We start from the raw sequence: 22,821 nt of genomic DNA on the forward strand, positions 1-22,821 counted from the left end.
TCAGCCGCATCGCCGAACGACGACTGGATGATCTTTTCCTCCGTCAGTTCGTCGCGACGAAGGTTGGCGACGATCCGGCCGTTCTTGAACACATAGATGTGGTCGCAATTGTCGAGCTCTTCGGTTTCGGTGGTGTACCAGAGGAAAGTGCGGCCATGGCGAGCCTCCTCGCGCACCAGGTCGTAGACTTCGAGCTTGGTGCCGATGTCGACGCCGCGCATCGGATCGTCCATCAGCACGATCTTGGCGTCGGAGCCGAGCGCCCGCGCGAACAGCGCCTTCTGCTGGTTGCCGCCGGACAGCGAGAAGATGTTGTTGTTCATGTCGGGCGTACGGATGCCGATTTTCCGCTGCCACAACTCGGCGAGCTCGGCTTCGCGCTGCGGCGAGATCAAGAGGCCGTTGCGCAATCGCGCCAGCGAACGGATGCCGATGTTCTCGGCAATCGACCATTGCGGAAAAATCCCGTCCGACTGGCGGTCGCCGGCAACCAGCGCCACCGGCGCGGTGACCTCGATGCCGGTCTTGGCACGGGAAGCCGCAGCAAAGATAGCCAGCAAAAGATCGGTCTGCCCATGCCCGGCAAGTCCGGCAAGGCCGATGATCTCACCGGCACGGGCGACGAGCTCGTTGCCGTCCTGCTGTCGCGCCGGGCGCGCCCGGACCCGCAGCGGACCGGGCTCCGGCTTGCCGCTCGCAATCTCTGCGGCGGTCTTCTCGCGCGCCTCCGCTCCGCCCATCGCCGTCACCAGCCTGTCGCGGTCGAAGGCGTCGGCCTGCCCGGCGGAGACCACTTTGCCGTCGCGCATCACCACGATCCGGTCGGCATTTCCGAGCACTTCGCCCAACACATGCGAGATCAGGATGCAGCTCTTGCCGGCGGCGATGAAGCGGCGCACGAACGCCAGCAGCTGGCCGGCGGTATGCGCGTCGAGCGAGGATGTCGGCTCGTCGAGGATAACCAGCTCAAGCGGCTCCTGCGTGACCGTGAAGGCGCGCGCCACCTCCACCATCTGCCGGCTGGTGATGGAAAGATCACCGACGATGTCGGATGCCGAGATGCTGTGGCCGGGGAAGATCTCGTCGAGCTTGGCAGCGATCAGATCGGCCACTTTGCGCCGCCAGCCGAAGCCATGCAGCGACGCGTGGTTGATCCGCGTGTTCTCGGCGACGCTGAGGTTCGGGCAGAGCGACAGCTCCTGGAACACACAGCGTATGCCGAGCTGCTGCGCGCGCGGCACCGAATAACTTGCCTCGACACCGCCGCGGACCGCGATCTGCCCGCTGTCGGGGGCAAGCGTGCCCGCCACCATATGCATGAGCGTCGATTTTCCGGCGCCGTTATGGCCGACGAGACCGACGCATTCTCCGGCACGAACGCTGAAATCGACACCGGCGAGCGCCCTGACGGCGCCGAAATGTTTTTCGGCTCCGTCCAGTCTTATGATGTCAAAACTGACGGCGCCGAAAAGCTTTTCGGCGCCGTCCGGCATGATGATGTCTGCATTGGCCTCGGGCATCCCTCAACGATACCCGGTTATCCGTGGCGGCAACAATAGCGCCATGCTCACTTGATGTTGGCCTTGATCGCCGCGATGGCGTCTTCCTGCGTGTATTCGTGGCTGGCGACGCCGCCCTTCGGAATCTTCGGCAGCGCGGCCTCGAAATCGTCCTGGGTGAAGGCAAGATAGGGCACCAGCAGGTCGTGCGGCACGTCGGTGCGGCCGTCGAGCACCTGCTGCGCCACCCAGAAGGCAAGCGTCGATACGCCCGGTGCGATCGATGCCGACCAGGTCTTGTAACCGTCCTTTTCCTTCTGCTCCTTCCACCACTGCAACTCGTCCTGGCGATTGCCCATGATGATGGTCGGGCGTGGCTTGCCGGCGGCGGCGAAAGCCTGCGCCGCGCCGTAGCCGTCACCGCCCTGGTCGACGACCCCGACAACATCCGGCAGCGAAGGCAGGATCGTCGCTACGGCTTTCTGTGCCGTGGTCTGGTCCCAGTCGCCGGTCACCGAGCCGACGATCTTGAACTCGGGATGGGCAGCGACGCCTTCGAGGATGCCGGCATGGATGGCATCGTCGATCGAGGTGCCGGCGAGGCCGCGGATTTCCAGCAGGTTGCCGCCCTTGGGCTGGAACTTGGCCATCTGCTCGACTTCCTGCTTGCCCATGTCCTTGAAGTCGACGACGACGCGGTAGGCGCAGGGTTCGGTGACGATACCGTCGAAGGAGACGACGACGATGCCGGCGTCGCAGGCCTGCTTGATGGCGCCGTTGAGCGCATCCGGAGATGCCGCGTTGATGACGATGGCGTCATAGCCCTGCAGGATCAGGTTCTGCACCTGGGCTGCCTGCGTCGGCACTTCCTTGTCGGCCGTCGTGAAGACGTCCGCGGCGCCGACCACCTTGTCGGCAACCGCCTTCTTGGTAACGATGGCGTAGCTGTCCAGCATCGCCTGCCGCCAGGAATTGCCGGCGTAATTGTTGGAGAAGGCGATTTTCTTGCCGCTGGTGTCGGCAAGCGCGGTACCTGCGGCGAGCATCGCCGCAAGAGCCCCCAAAACGAATATTTTCCTCATGTCATACTCCTCCCGTGAGTTGCTGTCTTGCTGGTGGTTAATGGCTGGCTGGTGGGGTATTGGCTGATACGCTCACAATCTTGTTTTTTATCTATTATCAGACAAATGCAGATAGACGGCAAGCTGTCAACAGCAATCCATGGCCGGCGATCAACTTGCGGTGCAATCATTGAAACCGGTTCGACTCCTGGTCTAGGGATGGCACGGGAGACCGATTGAATGGCGACGAACCTTGCCCCGGGTGCACCCGGCATTCCGGCACGCTGGACCTCGAGCGCCAAGAGCGGCGTCGGCACCGCGCTCTCGCCGGCCTGCCCGATCTGGTTCACCATCAGCCACGGTATCCTCAACGAGATCTACTACCCGCGCCTCGATAGCGCCTGCACCCGCGATCTGGGGCTGATCGTCACCGGACCTGACGGCTATTTCTCGGAAGAAAAACGCGACGCCGAACACAGTATCGAACCCCTCGCGGACGGGGTGCCTGCCTACCGGCTGGTCAACACCGCAAGCGATGGAACCTACAGGATCGAAAAGCGCATCCTGACGGATCCGGAACGTCCCGTCTTGCTGCAGGAGATTATGTTCACGCCGCTCAAAGGCGCAGCCGCCGACTACCGCGTCTACGCGCTGCTGGCACCGCACCTCGTCAACGCCGGCATGGGCAACACCGCCTGGATCGACGACCATGAAGGACAGCCTGTCCTGTTTGCATCGGGACGCGGCACCTGCCTGGCGCTCGCCTCGTCGCTGCCGTGGAAGGTGTGCTCGGCCGGCTATGTCGGCGTCTCCGACGGCTGGCAGCAGCTTCGTCAAGGCGGCCGGCTCGATCTGGCCTGCCGCAGCGCCGAGGACGGCAATGTCGCGCTGACCGGCGAGATCGCCTTTTCGGCTGCGAACCCAAAAATATTGCTGGCACTGGGCTTCGGCACGACGCCGCAACAGGCGGCGCAAACTGCTTTCGCCAGCCTGAAGCAAGGTTTTGGGCCCGCAGCCAGATCCTACGTCGACAAATGGCGCAAATGGCAGGCCGGATTGCTGCCGCTGGACCGGCATGCGGCGTCCGGCCTCAACAGCTACCGCCTCAGCACGGCGGTGCTGGCGGCACACCGCTCGTCTGCCGGAGCAGCCGTTGCCAGCCTGTCGATCCCGTGGGGCTTCAACAAGGGCGACGACGATCTCGGCGGCTATCACCTGGTCTGGCCGCGCGATCTGGTCGAAACCGCCGGCGGCTTCCTCGCCGCCGGCGACCCGGCGGAAGCCTTGCGCATCCTTGGCTATCTGCGCGCGATCCAGGAGCCGGACGGCCGTTGGCCGCAGAACGCCTGGCTCGACGGATCGGCCTATTGGCCGGGCATCCAGATGGACGAATGCGCCTTCCCGCTGCTGCTTGCCGACGCACTGCGCCGCGCCGGCCATTTGCCGCCTGCCGCACTCTCCTCCTTCATGCCGATGATCGAGCGCGCTGCCGCCTATGTCGTGCGCAACGGCCCCGTCACCGGCGAGGACCGCTGGGAGGAAGACGCCGGCTACAGCCCGTTCACACTTGCGGTCGAGATCGCGGCTCTGCTTGCGGCTGCGGACATGTTCGATGCCGCCGGCAAAACAGAGCCGGCAAACTATCTGCGCGAAACCGCCGATGTCTGGAACGATCAGATCGAGCGCTGGACCTACGTCGCCGGCACCGCCGCATGCGAGCAAGCCAGCGTCGAAGGCTACTATGTCCGCATCGCCCCGCCCGACACCGCCGGCGCGGCATCGCCGAAAGACGGCTACGTCCCGATCAAGAACCGCCCGCCGGCGGATACGGACCGGCCGGCCAAGGCGATCGTCAGCCCCGATGCGCTGGCGCTGGTCCGCTTCGGCCTCAGGGCAGCCGACGATCCGCGCATCCTCGACACGGTCAAGGTCATCGACGCGCAATTGCGCTGCGAACTGCCGCAGGGCCCGCTCTGGTACCGCTACAACGGCGACGGCTATGGCGAGCATGCCGACGGCGCGCCCTTCGATGGAACCGGCCAAGGCCGGCCCTGGCCGCTGCTGGTCGGCGAGCGCGCTCATTACGAGCTGGCGGCAGGCCGCAGGGATAGTGCGGCAAGCCTGCTCAGGACGTTCGAGAACTCTGCCGGACCGGGCGGCCTGCTGCCGGAGCAGGTCTGGGACGGTCCCGACATGCCGGAGCGCGAATTGCGGCATGGCGGGCCCTCCGGCAGTGCCAAGCCGCTGGTCTGGGCGCATTCCGAGCACATCAAGCTGCTGCGGTCGCTGCGCGACGGCACGGTGTTCGACATGCCGCCGCAAGGCGTCAAGCGCTATATCGAGGGCAGGACGGTGTCGCGCTTCAGGGCATGGCGCTTCAACCACAAGATCCGTACCATCCCGGCAGGCAAGGCGCTGCGTATCGAACTTCTGGCCCGGGCGGTGGTTCATTGGAGCAGCGACAATTGGGCAACCGTCCATGACACCGAGACCACCGCGAATGCTTTCGGCATCCATCTTGCGGAATTGCAGGTTGCCGAGATTGCTCCGGGCAATAGCCCCGGCAATAGCATTGTCTTCACTTTCTTCTGGCCCGATAGCGGCCATTGGGAGAATGCTGGCTTTTCTGTCGGCATCGGCGATACCGGATAGAGCATGATCCCGCAAAGTGGAGACCGGTTTTCGGAAAAGATCATGCTTCAATCACAGCGCCACTTAGATCATCGATCCCTCAAGTAAGGCAGGACGAGACCATGCAGATAGGAATGATGGGACTGGGCCGGATGGGCGCCAACATGGTTCGACGCCTGCTGCGTGATGGCCACGAATGCGTCGTCTACGATATTAACCCGGCCAGCGTCGCCGCGCTTGTGAGCGCCGGCGCGGTCGGAGCCGCCTCGATGGAGGAGTTCGTCGGCAAGCTGGCGAAGCCGCGCAGCGCCTGGCTGATGCTGCCGGCGGCGATCACCGGCAAGATCGTCGACCAGGTGGCTGCCCTGATGGAGCCGGGCGACATCATCATAGACGGCGGCAATTCCTATTATCACGAGGCCGTCGACCACGCCGCGCGCCTCGCCTTGAAAGGCTTGAGCTATGTCGATGTCGGCACCAGCGGTGGCGTCTGGGGCCTCGAGCGCGGCTACTGCCTGATGATCGGCGGCCCCGACAGCGCGGTCCAGCATCTCGATCCGGTCTTGGCAACGCTGGCGCCGGGCGCCGACGCCGCTTCGCCCGCCCCTGCCAAGGATGCCGGAACCGCTCCCTTCGGCTATCTCCACTGCGGACCAAGCGGCGCCGGCCATTTCGTCAAGATGGTCCATAACGGTATCGAATATGGCGTTATGGCCGCCTATGCCGAAGGCATGAACATCCTGAAGTCGGCGAATGCCGGCAAACGGCAGCGCACCGCCGACGCCGAAACCAGCCCGCTGGAAAACCCGCAATATTACCAGTTCGACATCGACATCGCTGAAGTGGCCGAGGTCTGGCGGCACGGCAGCGTCATCGGCTCGTGGCTGCTCGACCTGACGGCCGGCGTACTGAAGGCCGATTCGTCGTTGACGCAGTTCGGCGGGCGGGTCTCGGATTCCGGCGAAGGCCGCTGGACGCTGAAGGCGGCGATCGACACCGGCGTGCCGGCGCCGGTGCTGTCCTCGGCGCTGTTCGACAGGTTCTCCTCGCAAGGCGAATCCGAATTCGCCGACAAGCTTCTGTCCGCCATGCGCTATGCCTTTGGCGGCCATGTCGAAAAACCCAAGGCCGGCTCGTGACGGGCGACAGGGAGGCACGCCCATGAGCCAGGAACGATCGGACACGCTGGTGCTTTTCGGCGCCACCGGCGATCTCGCCCACAAGAAGATCTTCCCCGCCCTTTACGCCATGGTGGCCAAAGGGACGCTGAACGAGCCGGTGATCGGCGTCGCCTTCGATCCCTGGGACCTCGCCAAGCTGCAGGCGCGCGCCCGCGACGGCATCGTCAACGCCTTGGGCAGCATCGACGACAAGATCTTTGCCAGGCTTGCATCGCTGCTGCGCTATGTCAGCGGCGACTATCGGGCGCCTGCGACCTTCGAGAAGCTGAAGACCGCGCTCGGCAGCGCTGAGCGGCCGCTGCACTATCTGGCGGTGCCGCCGGCGATGTTCGAGGTGGTCGTCCAGGGGCTGGAGCAGTCGGGCGCCGCCCAGGGCGCGCGCCTGATGGTGGAAAAGCCGTTCGGCCACGATCTGCAATCGGCGCGCTGGCTGAACCGGGTGCTGCATCTGGTCTTCGACGAGAAGTCGATCTTTCGCATCGACCATTATCTCGGCAAGGAGGCGATCCAGAACCTGCTCTATTTCCGCTTCGCCAACTCCTTCCTCGAGCCGATCTGGAACCGCAATTACGTCGAGAGCGTGCAGATCACCATGGCCGAGGATTTCGGTGTCGAGGGCCGCGGCCGCTTCTATGACGAGGTCGGCTGCATTCGCGATGTCATCGAAAACCATCTGCTCAACATCCTCTTGCTGCTCGCCATGGAACCGCCGGTCGGCCGCTCGGCCGACGATCTCATCGACGAGAAGGTGCAGGTCCTGCGGGCGATCCGGACGCTGACCAGGGACGATGTGGTGCGCGGCCAGTTCGACGGCTATCTCAACGAGCCGGGCGTGGCGCCGAACTCGCCGGTCGAGACCTTCGCGGCGGTGCGCTTTTTCGTCGATACCTGGCGCTGGCAGGATGTGCCGTTCTTCATTCGCGCCGGCAAATCCCTGCCGGTGCACGCCACCGAGGTCATCGTGCGGCTGAAGCGGCCGCCGCTCGACGTCTTCGATCCGATCAAGCCCGGCGACTGCAATCACGTGCGCTTCCGCATCGATCCTCAGGTGGCGATCTCGATCGGAGCCCGGCGCAAGGCGCCCGGCGATGACATGGTCGGTGAGCAGGTCGAGCTCACCGCGCTGGACGATTCGAAGGGCGACATGCCGCCTTACGAGCGGTTGATCGGCGACGCCATGAACGGCAACGGCCAGCTGTTCACCCGCCAGGACGCCAGCGAGCTCGCCTGGCGCATCGTCGGCCCGGTGCTCGGCGACACCACGCCGCCCCCTGTCTACGCGCCAAAGACGTGGGGGCCGGCCGAAGCCATGGCTGGATTCGGGCCGCCGAACGGCTGGATCAATCCAGCGAAATGAGTTCTGGGAGGCGAAAGCGATGGCCAAGGCGGTGAAGCAACCGGCATCGGAGGAAGAAAAGATCGTGCTTGCGATCGATATCGGCGGCTCGCACGTCAAGATCCGCACCAGCGCCGGCGGCGACGAGCGCAAGACCGCTTCCGGACCGGAGCTTACGCCGCAGCAGATGGTCGCGGCGGTGAAGACGCTCGCCGAAGGACTGCACTACGATGTCGTCTCGATGGGCTATCCGGGCCCGGTGCACCACAACCGGCCGCTGACCGAACCCGCCAATCTCGGCAAGGGCTGGGTCGGCTACGATTTCGCCGCCGAGTTCGGCAAACCGGTCAAGGTCGTTAATGATGCGCTCATGCAGGCCATCGGCAGTTATGAGGGCGGCCGCATGCTGTTCCTTGGCCTCGGCACCGGCCTGGGGGCCGCGATGATCGTTGATAACGTTGCCCAGCCGATGGAGCTTGCCCATCTTCCCTACAAGAAGCGCGGCAGTTTCGAAGACTATGTCGGCGAACGCGGCCTGCAAAAGCGCGGCAAGAAGAAATGGCGCAAACACGTCTTCGACGTGGTCGACCGGCTTCGCACCGCCATGCAGCCGGATTACGTGGTCATCGGCGGCGGCAATGTCGACGAACTCACCGACTTGCCCGCCGATTGCAGACGCGGCGACAACACACGCGCCTTCGAGGGCGGATTTCGACTATGGCGCGACAAATCCCTGATTATTTGATATTGCTGATTGTCTGATATTATCGAGCACCGGCTCAGGGTTGTTAATCCCGCGCTGCCGTTAGTATTATTATTCAAAATAATGTGTGACGTGGTGCGGCGTCATTGCATTGCGCAGATTTGCCGACTAGGAATTTCTGCGACCCCCATGGACGGAGAGATAGATTGACCGACGACAACAACAACGCTCGCAAAGACATCGACCTGCTCGAGCTGACCGCCCATATCGTCTCCGCATACGTCGAGAAGAACCGCTTGCCGGCTTCCGGCCTCGGCGATCTCATCGCCAGCGTCAGCGCTGCCATAGGCGGGCTCGGGCAACCGGCAGTGCCGGTCGCCGCGCCGCTGACGCCTGCCGTCAATCCCAAGAAATCGGTGACGCCGGACTACATCATCTGTCTCGAGGACGGCAAGAAGTTCAAATCCTTGAAGCGCCATATCGGCGTTCATTTCGGGCTGACGCCCGACGCCTATCGCGCCAAATGGGGCCTGCCGTCGGACTACCCGATGGTCGCCCCCAACTACGCAGCCTCGCGTTCGCAGCTGGCCAAGGCAATCGGCCTCGGCCGCAAAGCCCCCCCGCCCACGCCGGTCAAGGGCCGGGGCAGGAAGGCCAAGGCGACGGCTTGATATCATTGGATCGAGCGGGATGCACATTGAACGCGTTCTGCTGGTCGGTCTGTTGGTGTTCAGCGGAAGCTGCGACGCTCGAAGCTAACGGCATGGCATCCTAGGGTCTGCGCCGCGTCGCTTCGCTCCTTGCTCCGCCCTAGGACGAAGGTAGGATGGCTGAAGGCTAATCGCTGATATCGGAGAGTGGCAGCGCATCCGGTGTATCGGACGACGATTGATGGCGAATTACAAGCTTTCGAGATTGGCCGAACACCCCTCCAATTCGTCATCCCAGGGCGGAGCAAGGAGCAAAGCGACGCGGCGCAGACCCTGGGATGACGAAGCGAGAGGTGTTTCGGCTAGTCTCGAAGGTTTGCAATTTGCCATGCGCTTGTTATCTGCCAGGACGAAATTGTTGATCCAGGCCGGATTTTTGCGCGCGCCCTGCGCCGAACTGCGCTAAAGGCTCTTTTGGCCGGACCAGCGCCCATCCGTGGAAGTGCCCCGCCGGCCGACTTCGCTGCCACGGGGCCTTATTCCATGACCACAGAATCCCAAGTACCGCCTGACCAGCGTTATGCAGCCTTTCGCCATCGGCCGTTTCTGAGCTACTGGGCGGCGCGCTTCCTCTCGACATTCTCCACCCAGATCGTGTCGGTCGCCGTCGGCTGGCAGATCTACGATCTCACCCGCGACCCATTCGACCTCGGCCTTGTCGGCATCGTCCAGTTCCTGCCTTCGCTGCTGCTGGTGCTGGTCACCGGCGACGTTGCCGATCGTTTCGGGCGCCGGCTGATCATGGCGCTGGCGGTGCTGGTCGAAGCGGGCTGCGCTTTGGCCCTGCTGCTGCTGACGCTACGCGGCCTCTCCGGGCCGATGCCGGTCTTCATCGTGCTCGCCATGTTCGGCATCGCGCGCGCCTTCTTCGGGCCGGCCTCCTCATCGCTGTTCGCCAATCTGGTGCCGCCCGAGGATTTCGCCAACGCCATCGCCTGGAACTCGTCCACCTGGCAGACGGCAACCATCGTCGGGCCGGTCGCCGGCGGCCTGCTCTACGGGCTTTCAGCCGAAGCCGCCTACACCACCGCCGCCGTGCTGATGCTGGTTGCCGCCGTGCTGATCTTTACCATCCCGAAGCCTGCCCAGCGCAGCCGGACCGACAGGCCGACGGTACAGACCCTGTTCGCCGGCTTCGGCTATATCTGGAGCGAAAAGATCGTGCTCGGCGCGATTTCGCTCGATCTGTTTGCGGTGCTCCTGTCCGGCGCCTCGGCGCTGCTGCCGGTCTACGCGCGCGATATCCTCGAACTCGGCCCATGGGGGCTCGGCCTGTTGCGCTCGGCGCCCGGCGTCGGCGCCATCTGCGTCGCCATCTGGCTGGCCGGACACCCGATCCGCAACCATGCCGGCCTTGTCATGCTCGGCTTCGTCGCGCTGTTCGGCGCGTTCACGGTTCTGTTCGGCCTCTCGACCATCACCTGGCTGTCGATTGCGGCCCTTGCGCTGCTCGGCGCCACTGACATGTTCAGCGTCTATATCCGCGAGACGCTGATCCAGCTGTGGACGCCGGACGCCGTTCGCGGCCGCGTCAACGCCGTCAACCAGGTGTTTGTCGGCGCTTCCAATGAGCTCGGCGAATTCCGCGCCGGTACCATGGCGGCGTTGATCGGCACGGTTCCGGCCGTGGTGGTCGGGGGTGTCGGGGCGATCGCTGTTGCCGGCCTATGGGCGGTGCTGTTCCCGCAGCTGCGCAAGGTGCGTCATCTCAGGGGGCGAAACTGATTACCGCAGCGCCGGCTTGCCGAAAATCATCGGCAGGAACTCGCCGAGCCAGCGCTTGAGGTGTATGTCCCAGATCAGCCGGCCGCCGAGATGATCGCGGCCGGGCTGGGCGCCGGGCAGTTCGAAGCGGTGCGCGCCGCGCACCACCCAGCGCTGCATCATCGCCCGGGTCAATTCGCCATGGAACTGAATGCCCCAGGCATTGTCGCCATAGCGGAAGGCCTGGTTGGGATAGGTTTCGGCCGTCGCCAAAAGCGTCGCGTCCTTCGGCAGCGAAAACCCTTCGCGATGGAACTGATAGACCATCTCCGGCCAATGCATCAGCCTGCTGCCCGCTTCGGTCGCCTTCAGCGGATACCAGCCGATTTCGACGAGGCCCTCGCCATGGCCCTCGACCCTGCCGCCAAGATGCTTGACCAGCATTTGCGCGCCGAGGCAGATGCCAAGCAGCGGCCGGTTCTCGTTGAGCGGAATTTTGAGCCAGTCGGTCTCGCGGCGGACGAACTCGTCGCCGTCATTGGCGCTCATCGGCCCGCCGAACACCACGGCGCCGGCATGGCCATCCAGCGTCTGCGGCAAGGCCTCGCCGAGCGGCGGTCGGCGGATGTCGAGGTCGAAGCCTTCCTCGATAAGCATATGGCCGACCCGTCCGGGGCTCGAATGCTCCTGATGCAGCACGATCAGGATCTTTGGTCTCGGACTTGGCTTGGGCGGCATTGGAAGGCGGGATCCTGTCTATTCGTCGCTTGAGGTTCCGGCAGCACCAGGCGCCGCGGCGGCCGCCTTGAGACGCGCCTCGACACGGTCGCGACGTTCGACGCCGATCAGCTCGGCGACCCGCCACACGGTATTGTCCTCGAGTTCGTGCAGCTCGCCATCGGCATAGACGATCTCCCACATCAGGCCGATGAAGGCCTTTCGCGCCTCGGCGTCGAGATGGCGCTTGAGCACGCTGGTGAAAGCGTAGAGGTCGATCGCCTCATTGTCGGCCCGCTCGCCGGCAGCCGCCAACGCGTCGAGTTCGTCGCCGCTGATCGAGTAGCTTTCCGCCAGCACCTTCTTGAACCGTTCCCATTCGGTATCCTGGCGCACCCCGTCGGCGTTCATCACGTGGAAAAGCAGGGCGGACGCAGCAATGCGCGGATCGTCGGCGCTGGGGCTGGCGCCACCACCGGACGGCAGATCCCTTAGAAACGACAAAACGCGTTCGAACATCAAATCATTCCCAATAAGCCCGGGTCCACTCGACCCTGATCAGAACAAACGAAACCGGCGCGTCGATTTATCCGCCGCGTCGTCTGGATCGACGCCGGGGTCGTCGGGCAGCCGCGTCAGCTCCTGCGCCGGCTCGACGGCCTCGGCATCTTCCGGCACTTGGGCAAACGCCGCCGCGGTGATTGGTGTCACATGATCCTCGCCGGCACGGTCGTCCATCTTCTCCTCGGTCGCTGTGCCCGGTGTCTCCGCCGTGTGCTCGATCGTCCCGGCTCTTTCCTGTACCGGCCTGGCTGGAGCCGCGATGGCCGGCACCGGCGCCTCCGGCGTATCCTCATGACCGTCGATCAACTGCCCGAGCCGCTCCATCGGCGCCCGCCATTCAAATGCATCGAGCCTGCCGGTGATCGGCGATATCGGAGCCCAGCGCTCGGAGACGACGCCGTCGGCGACCCAGGCCGGGTCGCGCGGCGCTCTCACCGCCTTCGACAGCAACTGCCGCACCTTGCCCTGGTCGGCGGTTTCGGCCTCCTCGATATCGGCCAGCAGCAGATAGGCGCCTTCGCGGCGATCGATGCGGATGGCGGCTTCAGCCTCGCGGCGGGCGGTTGAAAACTCCTGGGCATTGAGCGCGGCGCGCGCCACGGCCAGCGAGGACTCGGCATGGTTCTTCTTCAGTTCCTGCAGCTTCTTTGCCCGGTTCAGCCGATCGAGCACGGCATCGCCCGGCCTGGCATGGGTGTAGAGCTCGGCGATCTCCGGATGCGGCTCGGCCTTCCACGCCGCCTCGAGGATTTTCGAGCCTTTGCGCACGTCGTTCTGCCGAAACAGCAATTTCGCCGCGACGACCGCCGCCGGCGCGAAATCCGGCCGCAGCCGGTTGGCTTCCAGAGCCGCCGTCCGGGCGGCATTGGCATCGCTGTCGATCAGCGCCTGCGCCTTGGCGGTCAACAGCACGACGCGGCGCCGGTTGGCGGCGTCACGCTCGATCTGCCGGGTCGACTTCTGGGCGTCGACCAGTTTCAGCGCGCCATCCCAGTCGCCGCGTTCGGTCAGGTCTTCCAGCGTCGATTCGGCCGCCCAGGCCAGTTGCGGCGCTACCGCCGCGGCACGGCCGGCATAGTGGCGGGCTGCGTTGCGGTCGCCGAGCCGCTCGGCCTCGAGATAAAGCCCGCGCAGGCCGAGCAGCCGCATTTCGGGATCATCGAGCATGGTCTCGAACTTTTCGCGGGCGCCTTCATGGTCGCCTTCGAGCAGCGAGGCCTGCGCGTCGAGCAGCTGGATCAGTGGCTCCTGATCGGAGCGGATCAGCTTTGCCGCTTCCTTGGTCTTCTTGCGGGCGAGCGCGCCGTCACCGGCGCCGGCGGCGATCATCCCGGTCGACAGCGCCTGGTAGCCGCGGTCGCGGCGACGCACGCGGAAATAGCGCGAGATCGTATAGGGGCTGGTCCACAGCGCCTTGACCAGCCACCAGACGATCATCACCGCGGCAACCACGGCAACGACCGCCACCGCCGCGACCATCAGGCTGACCTGGTATTGATAGCCGTTGAAGGTGACGAGCATTTCGCCCGGCCGGTCGGCCAGCCAGGCGAAGCCGAGCCCGAGCGCAAAGACGACGGCAAGGAAGGCGAGGATGCGGATCATTGGGTTCCTCACGCCTTCATTGCGCCGGCGATGAGCGAATCGATCTGCGTCTCGACCTCCATCCGCGCTTTCAGCTTGCCGGCAAAGTCGGCGCCGGCGGCCTTGGCCGCCTCAGGCAGGGTTTCGTATTCGCTGAGCGCCTTGGCGTAGTCGCCCTGGTTGACCGCGACCTCCATGCGCGCGACGGTTTCCGGAACGCCGGTGCCTTCGACGGCGCCGATCGGCCTGACCTTGACCAGCGATTCGGCGCTGGACAGCAGCTTCTGCAGGATGCCGGCATTCTGGTCGATGGGCGTCGCGGCAGCGACCATCGCGTTGGCGGCGCCGTCCGCTTCGGCGGCGATCTCGGAGCGCATCGGGACGCCCTTTTCGGCATAGGTGCGCAACGTCGCGATCTCGGGTGCATCGGGTGAGATCGCGGCAAAGGTTTCGAGCTCGGCGGCGAACGGTGCACCACGGTCGAGCGCTGCCTTGAGCGCCGAAGCGGCAATGGCCAGTGCGATCTTCGGCTGCGAAGCCTGTGCATCGACCTTGCCCGAGATCTGTGAAACCGACTGTTCCAGGGCCGCAAGCCGGCTGTCCTGCGCCTTTGTCGTCTCGCCGGCCGATTTCACCAGCGCATCGAGCGCGGCCAGCCTTTCGTTGAGCGGGCCGAGATCGACCGGCGCCGTACCGCCGGCCTTGCCGAGGGCCGCAACCGCCGTCTCGATCTGCCTTACCTTGTCGCCAAGTGCCGCCAGGCCGGCATTGTCGCCGGCACCGCCTTGCTCGACCGCCGACTTCAACGTCGCAACGTCCGCCCTGACCTGATCCAGCGCCGACGACAGCCCGTCCACCTTGGCCGATGCGTCATTGTTGGCGCCGGCCTGTCTGAGGTCCGCGACCTCGCGTTTCAGCGAAACGATCTCACCATTGACTGCGTCGAGCGACACGCCGCCCGACCCCGGCGCACCGAGCAGGCCGGCAAATTGCAGCCCGCCGGCCGCGGCGAGGGCGATGACGCCGCCGACAATACCGGCGGCGATGCCGTTGATGCCGCTTCGCTTCGGCTGCGCTGCCATATGATCGTCCCTCGTCTCAGCTGTCTTCTCGCCGGAACCTGGGATCCCCGGTTCGTTGGCCCCGGTTCCGCTGGATGCATCTTCGAAACTGTAGTCGGAAACCGTGGGGCGCCCGGCCGGCGCATCCGAACCGGCGGGATAAGGGGTTTCCGCTTCCCTGGCAGAATCGGCGCCGGCGTCCGCCGGCTCTTGCGTGCCGGCCGGCGCGGCTGCGTCGGCATGTTCCCATGGCTCGAGATCGGTCTGGTCCGCATGCACCGGCTCTTCAGGTGGCTCCGGCTGCGAGGCGTTCGCCGCTTCCTCGGCCCGCGCCTCGTCGGTCTGCGAGGTCACGGCATCCTGTTCGTCGGCGACTCGCGAGACGGCGCCAGGTTCGAGCTCGATGGTCACCGGCTCACGGCGGCTCTTGGAATGCCGCATCTTCGGCGTCTTGACCATGCTCGGGCTCCGCAAAATTCGCTTCGGGATGGTTTGAAGGGTCTAGCACATCACCAAGCGGTGAAAAGGGGCGGCGTGATGACGCCACGGCTTGGAATTCAGTTTTGGCAAAACGCCGCAGGGCCGAATCCGCGTTTCAAGCCAAGGCCCATGCTCGGCACACAAAAAACCCGCCTCGGCGGGCGGGTCGTTGGAGCCAATTGGCACCGTAACCAAATTAGTAGCATAGCTGCCGGCACAAAGCAAGAACAAAATGTGCCCGAGAGCAATCACCTGAGTTTGGCGCCGCCCCTCAAGGACGGCACAGAGCCGCAGCGAATGCCATCAGCGCGGCGCCTGCAAAAGTCCTAGCAAGGCATCTTCGTAGGGCTCAGGCGCAATCCGGATCCTTTCGCCGGCGACATCGCCGATGGCGGCGGCAATACGTCCCGACAAGGCAAAAAAGCGCGTTTCCTGGAAAAGGCTACGCAGCGCCGGCCGGCTAGCCAGGGCCTGCATCGCTTTTGCCGCCTTGGCCGAATAGAGCAGCACCGCCTCGACCGGCCGGGCGGACAGGCGCGCAAGAACGGCCTCGTCGGAGTAGTCCAGGACAACGGTGTCGTAGGTCTCGACGGCGCGGACCTGAACGCCCGACGCCAACAGCCCTTCCTCGAAGCCGGGAAATCGCACCCGCCCGCAGAGATAGACGATCGTCTTCCCCGCGTAACCGCCAGCGAGCGCATCGGCCAGCGCCTCGGCATTGCCCGCGCCTTCGCTGACCGACAGAAACCCGGCAGCGCGGGCGGCTTCCGCCGTCTTCCTGCCGACGGCGTGGCACGGCAAGCCGGCGAGCGCCGCGATGACCTCTTTCGGCGCATGGCGAACGGCATTGGCGCTGGTGACCGCGACCGCCGCGGCGTCAGCGAGCGCACCGGCATCGACCGGCAGCGCCACGGTTCCGGTCAATGGCAGCAGGATCGGCTGAAAGCCGGCATCCGCAAGCCGGCGCCCCGTGCGTGACGCGCCCGGTTCGGGCCTCGTCACAAGGACGCGGAGCATGTCAGGTCCAGCCATCGAAGAATGTTTCGCTGGCCTTGGCCCGAACGGTCGCCGCGGCTTCCGCGCCAATGCGCGCCGCCTCCTCCGCCGGCCCTTGCAGCCTGACTTCATGCGACTGTGTGCCATCGGGCGAGATGATCAGCCCGGCAAAGGAAACCGTTCCGCCCGATATCGTCGCATGTCCGGCGATCGGCGTGCGGCAAGACCCGTCGAGCGCCGCCAGGAAGGCGCGCTCGCAGGCCAGCGCCTCGCCGGTCGGCCCGTCGTGGATCGCTGCCAGCATCTGTTCCACGTCGCGGTCTCCGATGCGGCTTTCGATGCAGATCGCGCCTTGCCCCGGCGCCGGCGGAAAGACCTCGAGCGGCATCAGGTCGGTGACGACGTCTTCGAGCCCGAGCCGCTTCAGCCCGGCATAGGCGAGGATGGTGCCGTCGGCGATGCCGTCGTCGAGCTTGCGCAGCCGCGTCTGCACATTGCCGCGAAACATCACCACTTCGACGTCCGGCCGCATCCGCCGGATCAGCGCCTGGCGCCGCAGCGACGACGAACCGACCCTGGCGCCTTGCGGCAGGCCGGCAATCGTTCGCGCCGCCTTACCGATGAAGGCATCGCGCGCGTCCTCGCGCGGCAGGAACGCAGACAGTTCCAGCCCCTCGGGCAACAGCGTCGGCATGTCCTTCGACGAATGCACGGCGATGTCGATGCGGCGCGCCAGCAGCGCCTCCTCGATCTCCTTGGTGAACAGGCCCTTGCCGCCGGCTTCCGACAGCGGCCGGTCCTGGATGCGGTCGCCGCTGGTCGAGATGACGACCACCTCGAAAGCTTCCGCCGGCATGCCATGCGCCGCCATCAGTCGCGCCTGCGTTTCATGCGCCTGCGCCAGCGCCAGCGGGCTGCCGCGTGTTCCGATTTTCAAGGTTGTTTGCATGGCGCGCCGTCCGTGATAACCCCCGGCAGGTTTTCGGGTTTTCTCCTATCGGGGAAAGGCCGACAGTACAATCTGTACGATTTTTGGACAGCGACGAATTGATCCGCGTTCTGGGCATCGAGACGAGTTGCGACGAGACCGCCGCCAGCGTGGTGGCGCTGGACGGTCGCAGCACGCCGCAAATCCTGTCGAACATCGTGCTCAGCCAGATCGAGGAGCATGCCGCTTTCGGCGGCGTCGTGCCGGAGATCGCCGCGCGCGCCCATGTCGAGGCGCTCGACGGCATCATCGAGGCAGCGCTCGCCGATTCCGGCGTCGACCTCGCCGACATCGATGCGATTGCCGCCACCGCCGGTCCCGGTCTTGTCGGCGGGCTGATCGTCGGCCTGATGACGGCCAAAGCAATCGCCGCGGCAGCAAAAAAACCGCTGATCGCCATCAACCATCTCGAAGGCCACGCGCTGACGGCCAGGTTGACCGACGGGCTCGACTTTCCCTACCTCTTGCTGCTGGTCTCCGGCGGCCATACCCAGATCGTCGCCGTGCGCGGCGTCGGCGACTACCAGCGCTGGGCGACGACGATCGACGACGCGCTTGGCGAAGCCTTCGACAAGACGGCCAAGATGCTCGGCCTGCCCTATCCGGGCGGACCGAATGTCGAGAAGGCGGCGGCAACCGGTGACGCGACGCGTTTCGCCTTTCCGCGCCCGATGAAGGGCTCCGTGCAGCCCGATTTTTCCTTCTCCGGCCTCAAGACCGCGGTGCGCCAGGCGGCAACCGCGATTGCCCCGCTGAGCGACCAGGATGTCGCCGATATCTGCGCCTCGTTCCAGGCGGCGGTCGCGGATGCGCTGGGCGACCGTGTTGCGCGGGCGCTGACCCGGTTCCGTCAGCAATTCCCGGACAAGGCCGAGCCTGCATTGGTTGTCGCCGGCGGCGTCGCCGCCAATCGGACCATCAAGGCGACATTGCAGGGCCTGTGCGAGCAGGCCGGGTTCAGCTTCGTCGCGCCGCCGCTTAACCTCTGCACCGACAATGCGGCGATGATCGCCTGGGCCGGCATCGAGCGCTTGCGCGCCGGCATATCAGGTGAAAACGCCGCCGATTTCGTGCCGCGCTCGCGCTGGCCGCTGGACAGCGTCTCGGCCCCGATGGTCGGCTCGGGCCGGCGTGGGGCCAAGGCATGACCGGCAGCGAGCACAAGGCGCCAAGCGGCTGGCGCGTCGCCGTGCTCGGCGGCGGCGCCTGGGGCACGGCGCTGGCGCTGGCCACGCTGCGCGCCGGTCATTTCGTCCGCCTCTATGCGCGCGACCCGGAGACCGTCGCGGCGATCGACCGTGGCGAAAATCCGCGCTATCTGCCGGGCATCGCGCTCGATCCCGGGATCGTGGCGACGAGCGACATCGAGGCGGCGCTCGACGGTGCCGACTGCGTTCTGGCGGTAGCGCCGGCGCAATCGTTACGGATTATGCTGACGGCCGCGTCCAGCCATATGCCGGAAGGCGTCCCGCTGGTCCTCTGCGCCAAGGGCATCGAGCGCGACACCGGCGCGCTGCTATCGTCCATCACCGAGGAAATACTGCCGGCAAATCCGGTCGCCGCTTTGTCCGGCCCAAGCTTTGCCACCGATGTCGCCAGGGGCCTGCCGACGGCCGTCGTGGTCGCCGCCCGCGACGAGGCTCTGGCCACCGACCTTGCCGCCCGCTTTTCGGCGGAAAATCTGCGCTGTTATTCGAGCGACGACCTGATCGGCGTCGAGATCGGCGGCGCGCTGAAGAACGTCTTTGCCATTGCCGCGGGTGCCGTCACCGGCGCCGGGCTCGGTGCCAGCGCCCAGGCGGCTATGGTGACGCGCGGCTTCGTCGAATTGCGCCGCATCGGCGCCGCCTTTGGCGCCAGGCCCGAGACGCTGATGGGGCTTTCCGGCCTCGGCGACCTGCTGCTCACCTGCTCGTCCGCGCAGTCGCGCAATTTCGCCTATGGGCTGGCGCTGGGGCAAGGCAAGCCGCTTGCCGGCTTGCCTTTGGCCGAAGGCGTGCCGACTGCGGCAATCGCCGCCCGCATCGCCGGCGAGCGCCGGATCGACGCGCCGATCATCGCCGCCGTCGCCGCCATACTGGACGGCACCATAACCATAGACCAGGCTGTGTCGGCGTTGATGACAAGGCCACTCAAGACCGAAACCGACATGTAATCGCGAACGATTGCGGAGATGGAAAGATGCTGTTTGCGTTGATTTGCAAGGACAAGCCAGGAAGGCTGCAGGTGCGGCTCGACACGCGGCCCGAGCACATTGCCTTTCTGGAAGGGCTGAACGGCGACAAGAAACTGGGTTTCGCAGGCCCGTTCCTCGACGCCGACGGCAAGCCGGACGGCAGCCTCGTCGTTGTCGAGGCGCCCGACCTGGCGGCGGCAAAAGCCCTGTCGGCGGCCGATCCCTATACCAAGGCAGGGCTGTTCGAAAGCGTCGAAATCCGGCAATGGAACTGGAGCTTCAACAAACCTGTGAGTGAATGATCGTTCGTTCGCCCTGCCCCTCATCCGCCTGCCGGCACCTTCTCCCCGTGAAGAACGGGGAGAAGGGAGAAGCTCCAGCGCTGGCGACCCCTCTCCCCGTCCTTACGGGGAGCGGGTAAGGGTGAGGGGCAGCGCCAACGCTGGATAGCGACAAACCGACAACGGCAACGGGATAACCGAGATGAACTACTGGCTGTTCAAATCCGAACCTTCGGTCTTCTCCTTCGAGGACCTCAAGGCCAAGGGCAAGGCCGGCACGCAGTGGGACGGCGTGCGCAATTATGCGGCGCGCAACAACATGAAGGCGATGCAGATCGGCGATCTCGGCTTCTTCTACCATTCCAATGACGGGCTGGACATCGTCGGCATCGCCGAAGTCTGCGCTCTGGCCCATCAGGACAGCACCACCGACGATCCCCGCTGGGAGTGCGTCGACATCCGCGCCTTCAAGGCCATGCCGAAGCCGGTGACGCTGGAGCAGGCCAAGGCCAATCCAAAGCTGGCCGACATGGCGCTGGTGCGGCTCGGGCGGCTGTCTGTGCAGCCGGTGACGCCGGCCGAATGGCAAGAGGTTTGCCGCATGGGCGGCCTGACGCCGGCGCCATGACGGCGCTGACGCCGGACAGCGCCAGGAAATTCATCCTCGACAACACGGCGCTGATGGCGCCGCCGCATGTGCCGGAGATCCGCCTGCACCTGGCCGACGAGGCGCACGAACTGTGGCAGCGGACCGAGGACGAGCTGACCGAAATCGGCCTGCCGCCGCCCTTCTGGGCTTTTGCCTGGGCCGGCGGCCAAGGCCTTGCCCGCTACATCCTCGACAATCCGGCGGCGGTGCGCGGCAAGCGCGTGCTGGACTTCGCCTCCGGCTCCGGCCTTGTCGCCATTGCCGCGGTGAAGGCCGGAGCTGCCGAGGTGATCGCCGCCGATATCGACCCATTCTGCGCGACCGCGATCCGCCTCAATGCCGAGGCAAATGGGACCGAGATAAAATTCCTCATCGGCGACTGCATCGGCAGCGATGCCGGCTGGGACGTGGTGCTGGCCGGCGACGTCTTCTACGACAAAACTTTCGCCGACAGGCTGATGCCGTGGTTCCTCGCGCTGAAGGCGCGTGGCGCCAACATCCTCGTCGGCGATCCCGGCCGCTCCTATCTGCCGAAGACCGGGCTGGAGCCGCTTGCCGTCTACGAAGTGGCGGTGACCCGGGCGCTGGAGGACGCCGAGGTCAAGCGCACCACCGTCTGGCGCCTTGCTTGACGGCATCGCCGAACAGGCGTTCCATCGCGCAATCGACCGGAGGGAACCATGGATTTTTCAGCAATCAATTGGCTGGCGGTAATCGTCGCCGCCGTCGTGGCGTGGTTGTTCGGCGCGGCCTGGTACATGGGCTTGAGCAAGCCGTGGCTGAAGGCCGCCAAGCTTGATCCGGCGACGATGAGCAAATCGATGCTGCCCTTCGTCGTCTCCTTCATCGCGGAGCTCGTCATGGCGCTGGTCATGTCGCTGATCATCGGCGCCGTAACCGGCGGCGAGCCGAGCCTGCTTGCCGGGGTGATCTTCGGCTTCGTTCTCTGGCTGGGGTTCGTCGCCACCACGCTTTCGGTCAACCATCGTTACGAAGGTTTCGGCTGGGATCTGACGCTCATCGATGTTGGTCACTGGCTCGGCGTGCTGCTTCTCATCGGCGCGGTGATCGGCTGGTTCGGCGCGGCGGCGGGCTGAACGTCAGGTCGGGGTCCTTGCGATTTCGTCGAGAAGCCAATCGCGAAAGGCGGCAATGCGCGGATCATTCGCCGCACTTTCGGGATAGACCAGGAAATAGGCGAATTCGGGCGCGACCTTGATGCCGAGTTCGAACGGCCGGATCAGCCTACCTTCCGAAAGGTCGTTTGCCACCATGGCGAAATCGGCGAGCGCGACCGCGTTGCCGTCGAGCGCGGCCTGGACGGCATCCGTCGAATTGCCGAACACGATGGTCCGGCTGTCGTCGAAATCGTCGACGCCCGCCGCCGCCATCCACATGCTCCAGTTGGGCCAGGTGACGCCCTGGCGCGACCACTCGATATGGGCCAGCGTATGATGGAACAGGTCGCGCGGCTCCTTGAGCGGCGGCCCTGACCGCAGCAAGGCCGGGCTGCAGACGGGGATGATGACGTTTTCGAACAGCCGGTGCGAGCGAAGCCCCGGATATTTGCCGGTGCCGAAACGGATGCCGAGATCGACGTCGTCGCGATCGAAGTCGCGCACCTCGTAACTGATGTCGAAACGCAGCTCGATTGCCGGATGCTGCTTGCGAAAATCGTCGACGCGCCGCATCAGCCACTTCGTCGCGAATTGCGCATCGAGGGTGACCTTCAGCAGCGCCGATCCGCGCGCCGTCTTCTGCGCCCGTGAGACGGCCCGGCCAAGCAGGTCGAGCGCATCGGTCGAAGCTTCGAACAGCACCGCGCCCGCCTCGGTCAGCCGGATCGTGCGGCTGGTGCGTGTGAACAGCACGATGCCGAGCTGATCCTCGATTTCCTTGATCTGATGGCTGACCGCTGCCGGCGTCAGGCCGAGCTCGTCGGCGGCGCGGGTGAAATTGAGGTGCCGCGCCGCTGCCTCCAGCGTCCGCAGCGCACGGGTTCCAGGCAGCAGGCGCGCCATCAGTGCCAGACGAGGAGGGTTCGGTCGAGGGTTCGGTCGAGCATTCCAATCATCAAATAGAACTTGAAGATGCAGAAAAAACTACTCGTTTCCCGTTTGAATTTCAATCCGCCATGCTCTGAGCATCGAAGAAACATCAAACCGGATTTGATGTCCGGAGAAGCGGATTGCACCATGTCTGACATCGCCTTGCGCTCGGTAACCCTCCGCCCGGCCTGGCTGCGCGCCGTGCTTGACTGGCTTCGGCACGCAAAAATCGCGGTCAATCTTCCCTACCAAAATGTCGAGGATCTCTCCGATCGCCAGCTTCGCGACATCGGCGGCGAACGCAAGGACATCGCACGCGCCATGGACCGCGAACTCGGCCGGCTCGGCCTTCTCGACATAGGGTGGCAAAGGAGTAGGGGAGTAGGGGAGTAGGGGAGTAGGGGAGTAGGGGAGTAGGGGAGTAGGGGAGTAGGGGAGTAGGGGAGTAGGGGAGT

Annotated in this window: 21 protein-coding genes and 1 pseudogene; 13 read left to right on the plus strand and 9 right to left on the minus strand. The window is 65.2% G+C overall.

Annotated features, from left to right (window positions below):
• Window positions 1–2 precede the first annotated feature (2 nt).
• Window positions 3–1,493 (minus strand): annotated as a pseudogene (locus NKJ55_RS19625) (sugar ABC transporter ATP-binding protein); the annotation flags it as partial.
• A gap of 74 nt (window positions 1,494–1,567) precedes the next feature.
• Window positions 1,568–2,581 carry an ABC transporter substrate-binding protein gene (locus NKJ55_RS19630; protein WP_352451306.1) on the minus strand — a complete coding sequence of 338 codons (1,014 nt, stop codon included), beginning with the start codon at window positions 2,579–2,581 and terminating at the stop codon, window positions 1,568–1,570.
• A 219-nt stretch (window positions 2,582–2,800) separates the two neighbouring features.
• On the opposite strand from NKJ55_RS19630, the gene NKJ55_RS19635 reads away from it, so the two are divergent.
• The 6 genes from NKJ55_RS19635 to NKJ55_RS19660 all read left to right on the plus strand — a co-directional run bounded on the left by NKJ55_RS19635 (window position 2,801) and on the right by NKJ55_RS19660 (window position 10,846).
• A complete protein-coding gene (locus tag NKJ55_RS19635) occupies window positions 2,801–5,212 on the plus strand; it encodes a glucan 1,4-alpha-glucosidase (protein WP_352451307.1) in 2,412 nt (803 codons plus the stop codon).
• Window positions 5,213–5,313: 101 nt separating this feature from the next.
• Window positions 5,314–6,330 (plus strand): phosphogluconate dehydrogenase (NAD(+)-dependent, decarboxylating), encoded by a 1,017-nt coding sequence (gnd, locus tag NKJ55_RS19640; RefSeq protein ID WP_352451308.1) that lies wholly within the window; start codon window positions 5,314–5,316, stop codon window positions 6,328–6,330.
• Between the two features lie 22 nt (window positions 6,331–6,352).
• Window positions 6,353–7,729, plus strand: a complete 1,377-nt coding sequence (gene zwf / locus NKJ55_RS19645) for a glucose-6-phosphate dehydrogenase (RefSeq protein WP_352451309.1) — start codon at window positions 6,353–6,355, stop codon at window positions 7,727–7,729.
• A gap of 19 nt (window positions 7,730–7,748) precedes the next feature.
• Window positions 7,749–8,453 (plus strand): ROK family protein, encoded by a 705-nt coding sequence (locus tag NKJ55_RS19650; protein ID WP_352451310.1) that lies wholly within the window; start codon window positions 7,749–7,751, stop codon window positions 8,451–8,453.
• A 164-nt stretch (window positions 8,454–8,617) separates the two neighbouring features.
• Window positions 8,618–9,082, plus strand: coding sequence for a Ros/MucR family transcriptional regulator (locus NKJ55_RS19655; RefSeq protein WP_352451311.1), 465 nt, complete (start codon window positions 8,618–8,620; stop codon window positions 9,080–9,082).
• Between the two features lie 522 nt (window positions 9,083–9,604).
• Window positions 9,605–10,846 (plus strand): MFS transporter, encoded by a 1,242-nt coding sequence (locus NKJ55_RS19660; RefSeq protein ID WP_352451312.1) that lies wholly within the window; start codon window positions 9,605–9,607, stop codon window positions 10,844–10,846.
• Here the strand turns inward: NKJ55_RS19660 and NKJ55_RS19665 are convergent, their stop codons facing one another.
• The 6 genes from NKJ55_RS19665 to hemC form a co-directional block, all read right to left on the minus strand.
• Entirely contained in the window at window positions 10,847–11,563 is a 717-nt protein-coding gene (locus tag NKJ55_RS19665) for a glutamine amidotransferase (RefSeq protein WP_023678199.1), read from the minus strand.
• An 18-nt stretch (window positions 11,564–11,581) separates the two neighbouring features.
• Window positions 11,582–12,061: a tellurite resistance TerB family protein gene (locus tag NKJ55_RS19670; protein WP_023678200.1), complete on the minus strand. Its 480-nt coding sequence runs from the start codon at window positions 12,059–12,061 to the stop codon at window positions 11,582–11,584.
• Between the two features lie 39 nt (window positions 12,062–12,100).
• Complete coding sequence (locus tag NKJ55_RS19675) at window positions 12,101–13,708, minus strand: heme biosynthesis protein HemY (protein ID WP_352451313.1); 1,608 nt, start codon at window positions 13,706–13,708, stop codon at window positions 12,101–12,103.
• An 8-nt stretch (window positions 13,709–13,716) separates the two neighbouring features.
• Window positions 13,717–15,207, minus strand: coding sequence for a COG4223 family protein (locus NKJ55_RS19680; RefSeq protein ID WP_352451314.1), 1,491 nt, complete (start codon window positions 15,205–15,207; stop codon window positions 13,717–13,719).
• Between the two features lie 324 nt (window positions 15,208–15,531).
• Window positions 15,532–16,245 carry a uroporphyrinogen-III synthase gene (locus tag NKJ55_RS19685; RefSeq protein WP_352451315.1) on the minus strand — a complete coding sequence of 238 codons (714 nt, stop codon included), beginning with the start codon at window positions 16,243–16,245 and terminating at the stop codon, window positions 15,532–15,534.
• Between the two features lies 1 nt (window position 16,246).
• Window positions 16,247–17,173 (minus strand): hydroxymethylbilane synthase, encoded by a 927-nt coding sequence (gene hemC, locus NKJ55_RS19690; protein ID WP_352451316.1) that lies wholly within the window; start codon window positions 17,171–17,173, stop codon window positions 16,247–16,249.
• A 101-nt stretch (window positions 17,174–17,274) separates the two neighbouring features.
• Here hemC and tsaD point away from each other — a divergent pair, with 101 nt between their 5' ends.
• From tsaD to NKJ55_RS19720, 6 genes are all read left to right on the plus strand, one after another.
• On the plus strand, window positions 17,275–18,360 hold the full coding sequence (gene tsaD, locus NKJ55_RS19695) for a tRNA (adenosine(37)-N6)-threonylcarbamoyltransferase complex transferase subunit TsaD (protein ID WP_352451325.1): 1,086 nt from the start codon (window positions 17,275–17,277) through the stop codon (window positions 18,358–18,360).
• Window positions 18,357–19,367 carry an NAD(P)H-dependent glycerol-3-phosphate dehydrogenase gene (locus tag NKJ55_RS19700; protein WP_352451317.1) on the plus strand — a complete coding sequence of 337 codons (1,011 nt, stop codon included), beginning with the start codon at window positions 18,357–18,359 and terminating at the stop codon, window positions 19,365–19,367. Before tsaD ends, NKJ55_RS19700 begins: the two co-directional genes overlap by 4 nt.
• Window positions 19,368–19,393: 26 nt before the next feature.
• Window positions 19,394–19,690, plus strand: a complete 297-nt coding sequence (locus NKJ55_RS19705; protein WP_352451318.1) for a YciI-like protein — start codon at window positions 19,394–19,396, stop codon at window positions 19,688–19,690.
• Window positions 19,691–19,871: 181 nt separating this feature from the next.
• Window positions 19,872–20,297: an EVE domain-containing protein gene (locus tag NKJ55_RS19710; RefSeq protein WP_023680473.1), complete on the plus strand. Its 426-nt coding sequence runs from the start codon at window positions 19,872–19,874 to the stop codon at window positions 20,295–20,297.
• The gene (locus NKJ55_RS19715; RefSeq protein ID WP_352451319.1) at window positions 20,294–20,950 is read left to right on the plus strand and encodes a class I SAM-dependent methyltransferase; all 657 of its coding nucleotides are present in this window, start codon (window positions 20,294–20,296) and stop codon (window positions 20,948–20,950) included. Before NKJ55_RS19710 ends, NKJ55_RS19715 begins: the two co-directional genes overlap by 4 nt.
• A gap of 48 nt (window positions 20,951–20,998) precedes the next feature.
• A complete protein-coding gene (locus NKJ55_RS19720; protein WP_023680475.1) occupies window positions 20,999–21,415 on the plus strand; it encodes a DUF1761 domain-containing protein in 417 nt (138 codons plus the stop codon).
• A 3-nt stretch (window positions 21,416–21,418) separates the two neighbouring features.
• On the opposite strand, the gene gcvA is transcribed toward NKJ55_RS19720, so the two are convergent.
• Window positions 21,419–22,339 (minus strand): transcriptional regulator GcvA, encoded by a 921-nt coding sequence (gene gcvA / locus NKJ55_RS19725; RefSeq protein WP_352451320.1) that lies wholly within the window; start codon window positions 22,337–22,339, stop codon window positions 21,419–21,421.
• A 174-nt stretch (window positions 22,340–22,513) separates the two neighbouring features.
• On the opposite strand from gcvA, the gene NKJ55_RS19730 reads away from it, so the two are divergent.
• Window positions 22,514–22,759, plus strand: coding sequence for a hypothetical protein (locus tag NKJ55_RS19730; protein WP_352451326.1), 246 nt, complete (start codon window positions 22,514–22,516; stop codon window positions 22,757–22,759).
• The last annotated feature ends 62 nt before the right edge of the window (window positions 22,760–22,821 follow it).

This window comes from Mesorhizobium sp. M0106 (genome assembly GCF_040322715.1).
Taxonomy (GTDB): domain Bacteria; phylum Pseudomonadota; class Alphaproteobacteria; order Rhizobiales; family Rhizobiaceae; genus Mesorhizobium.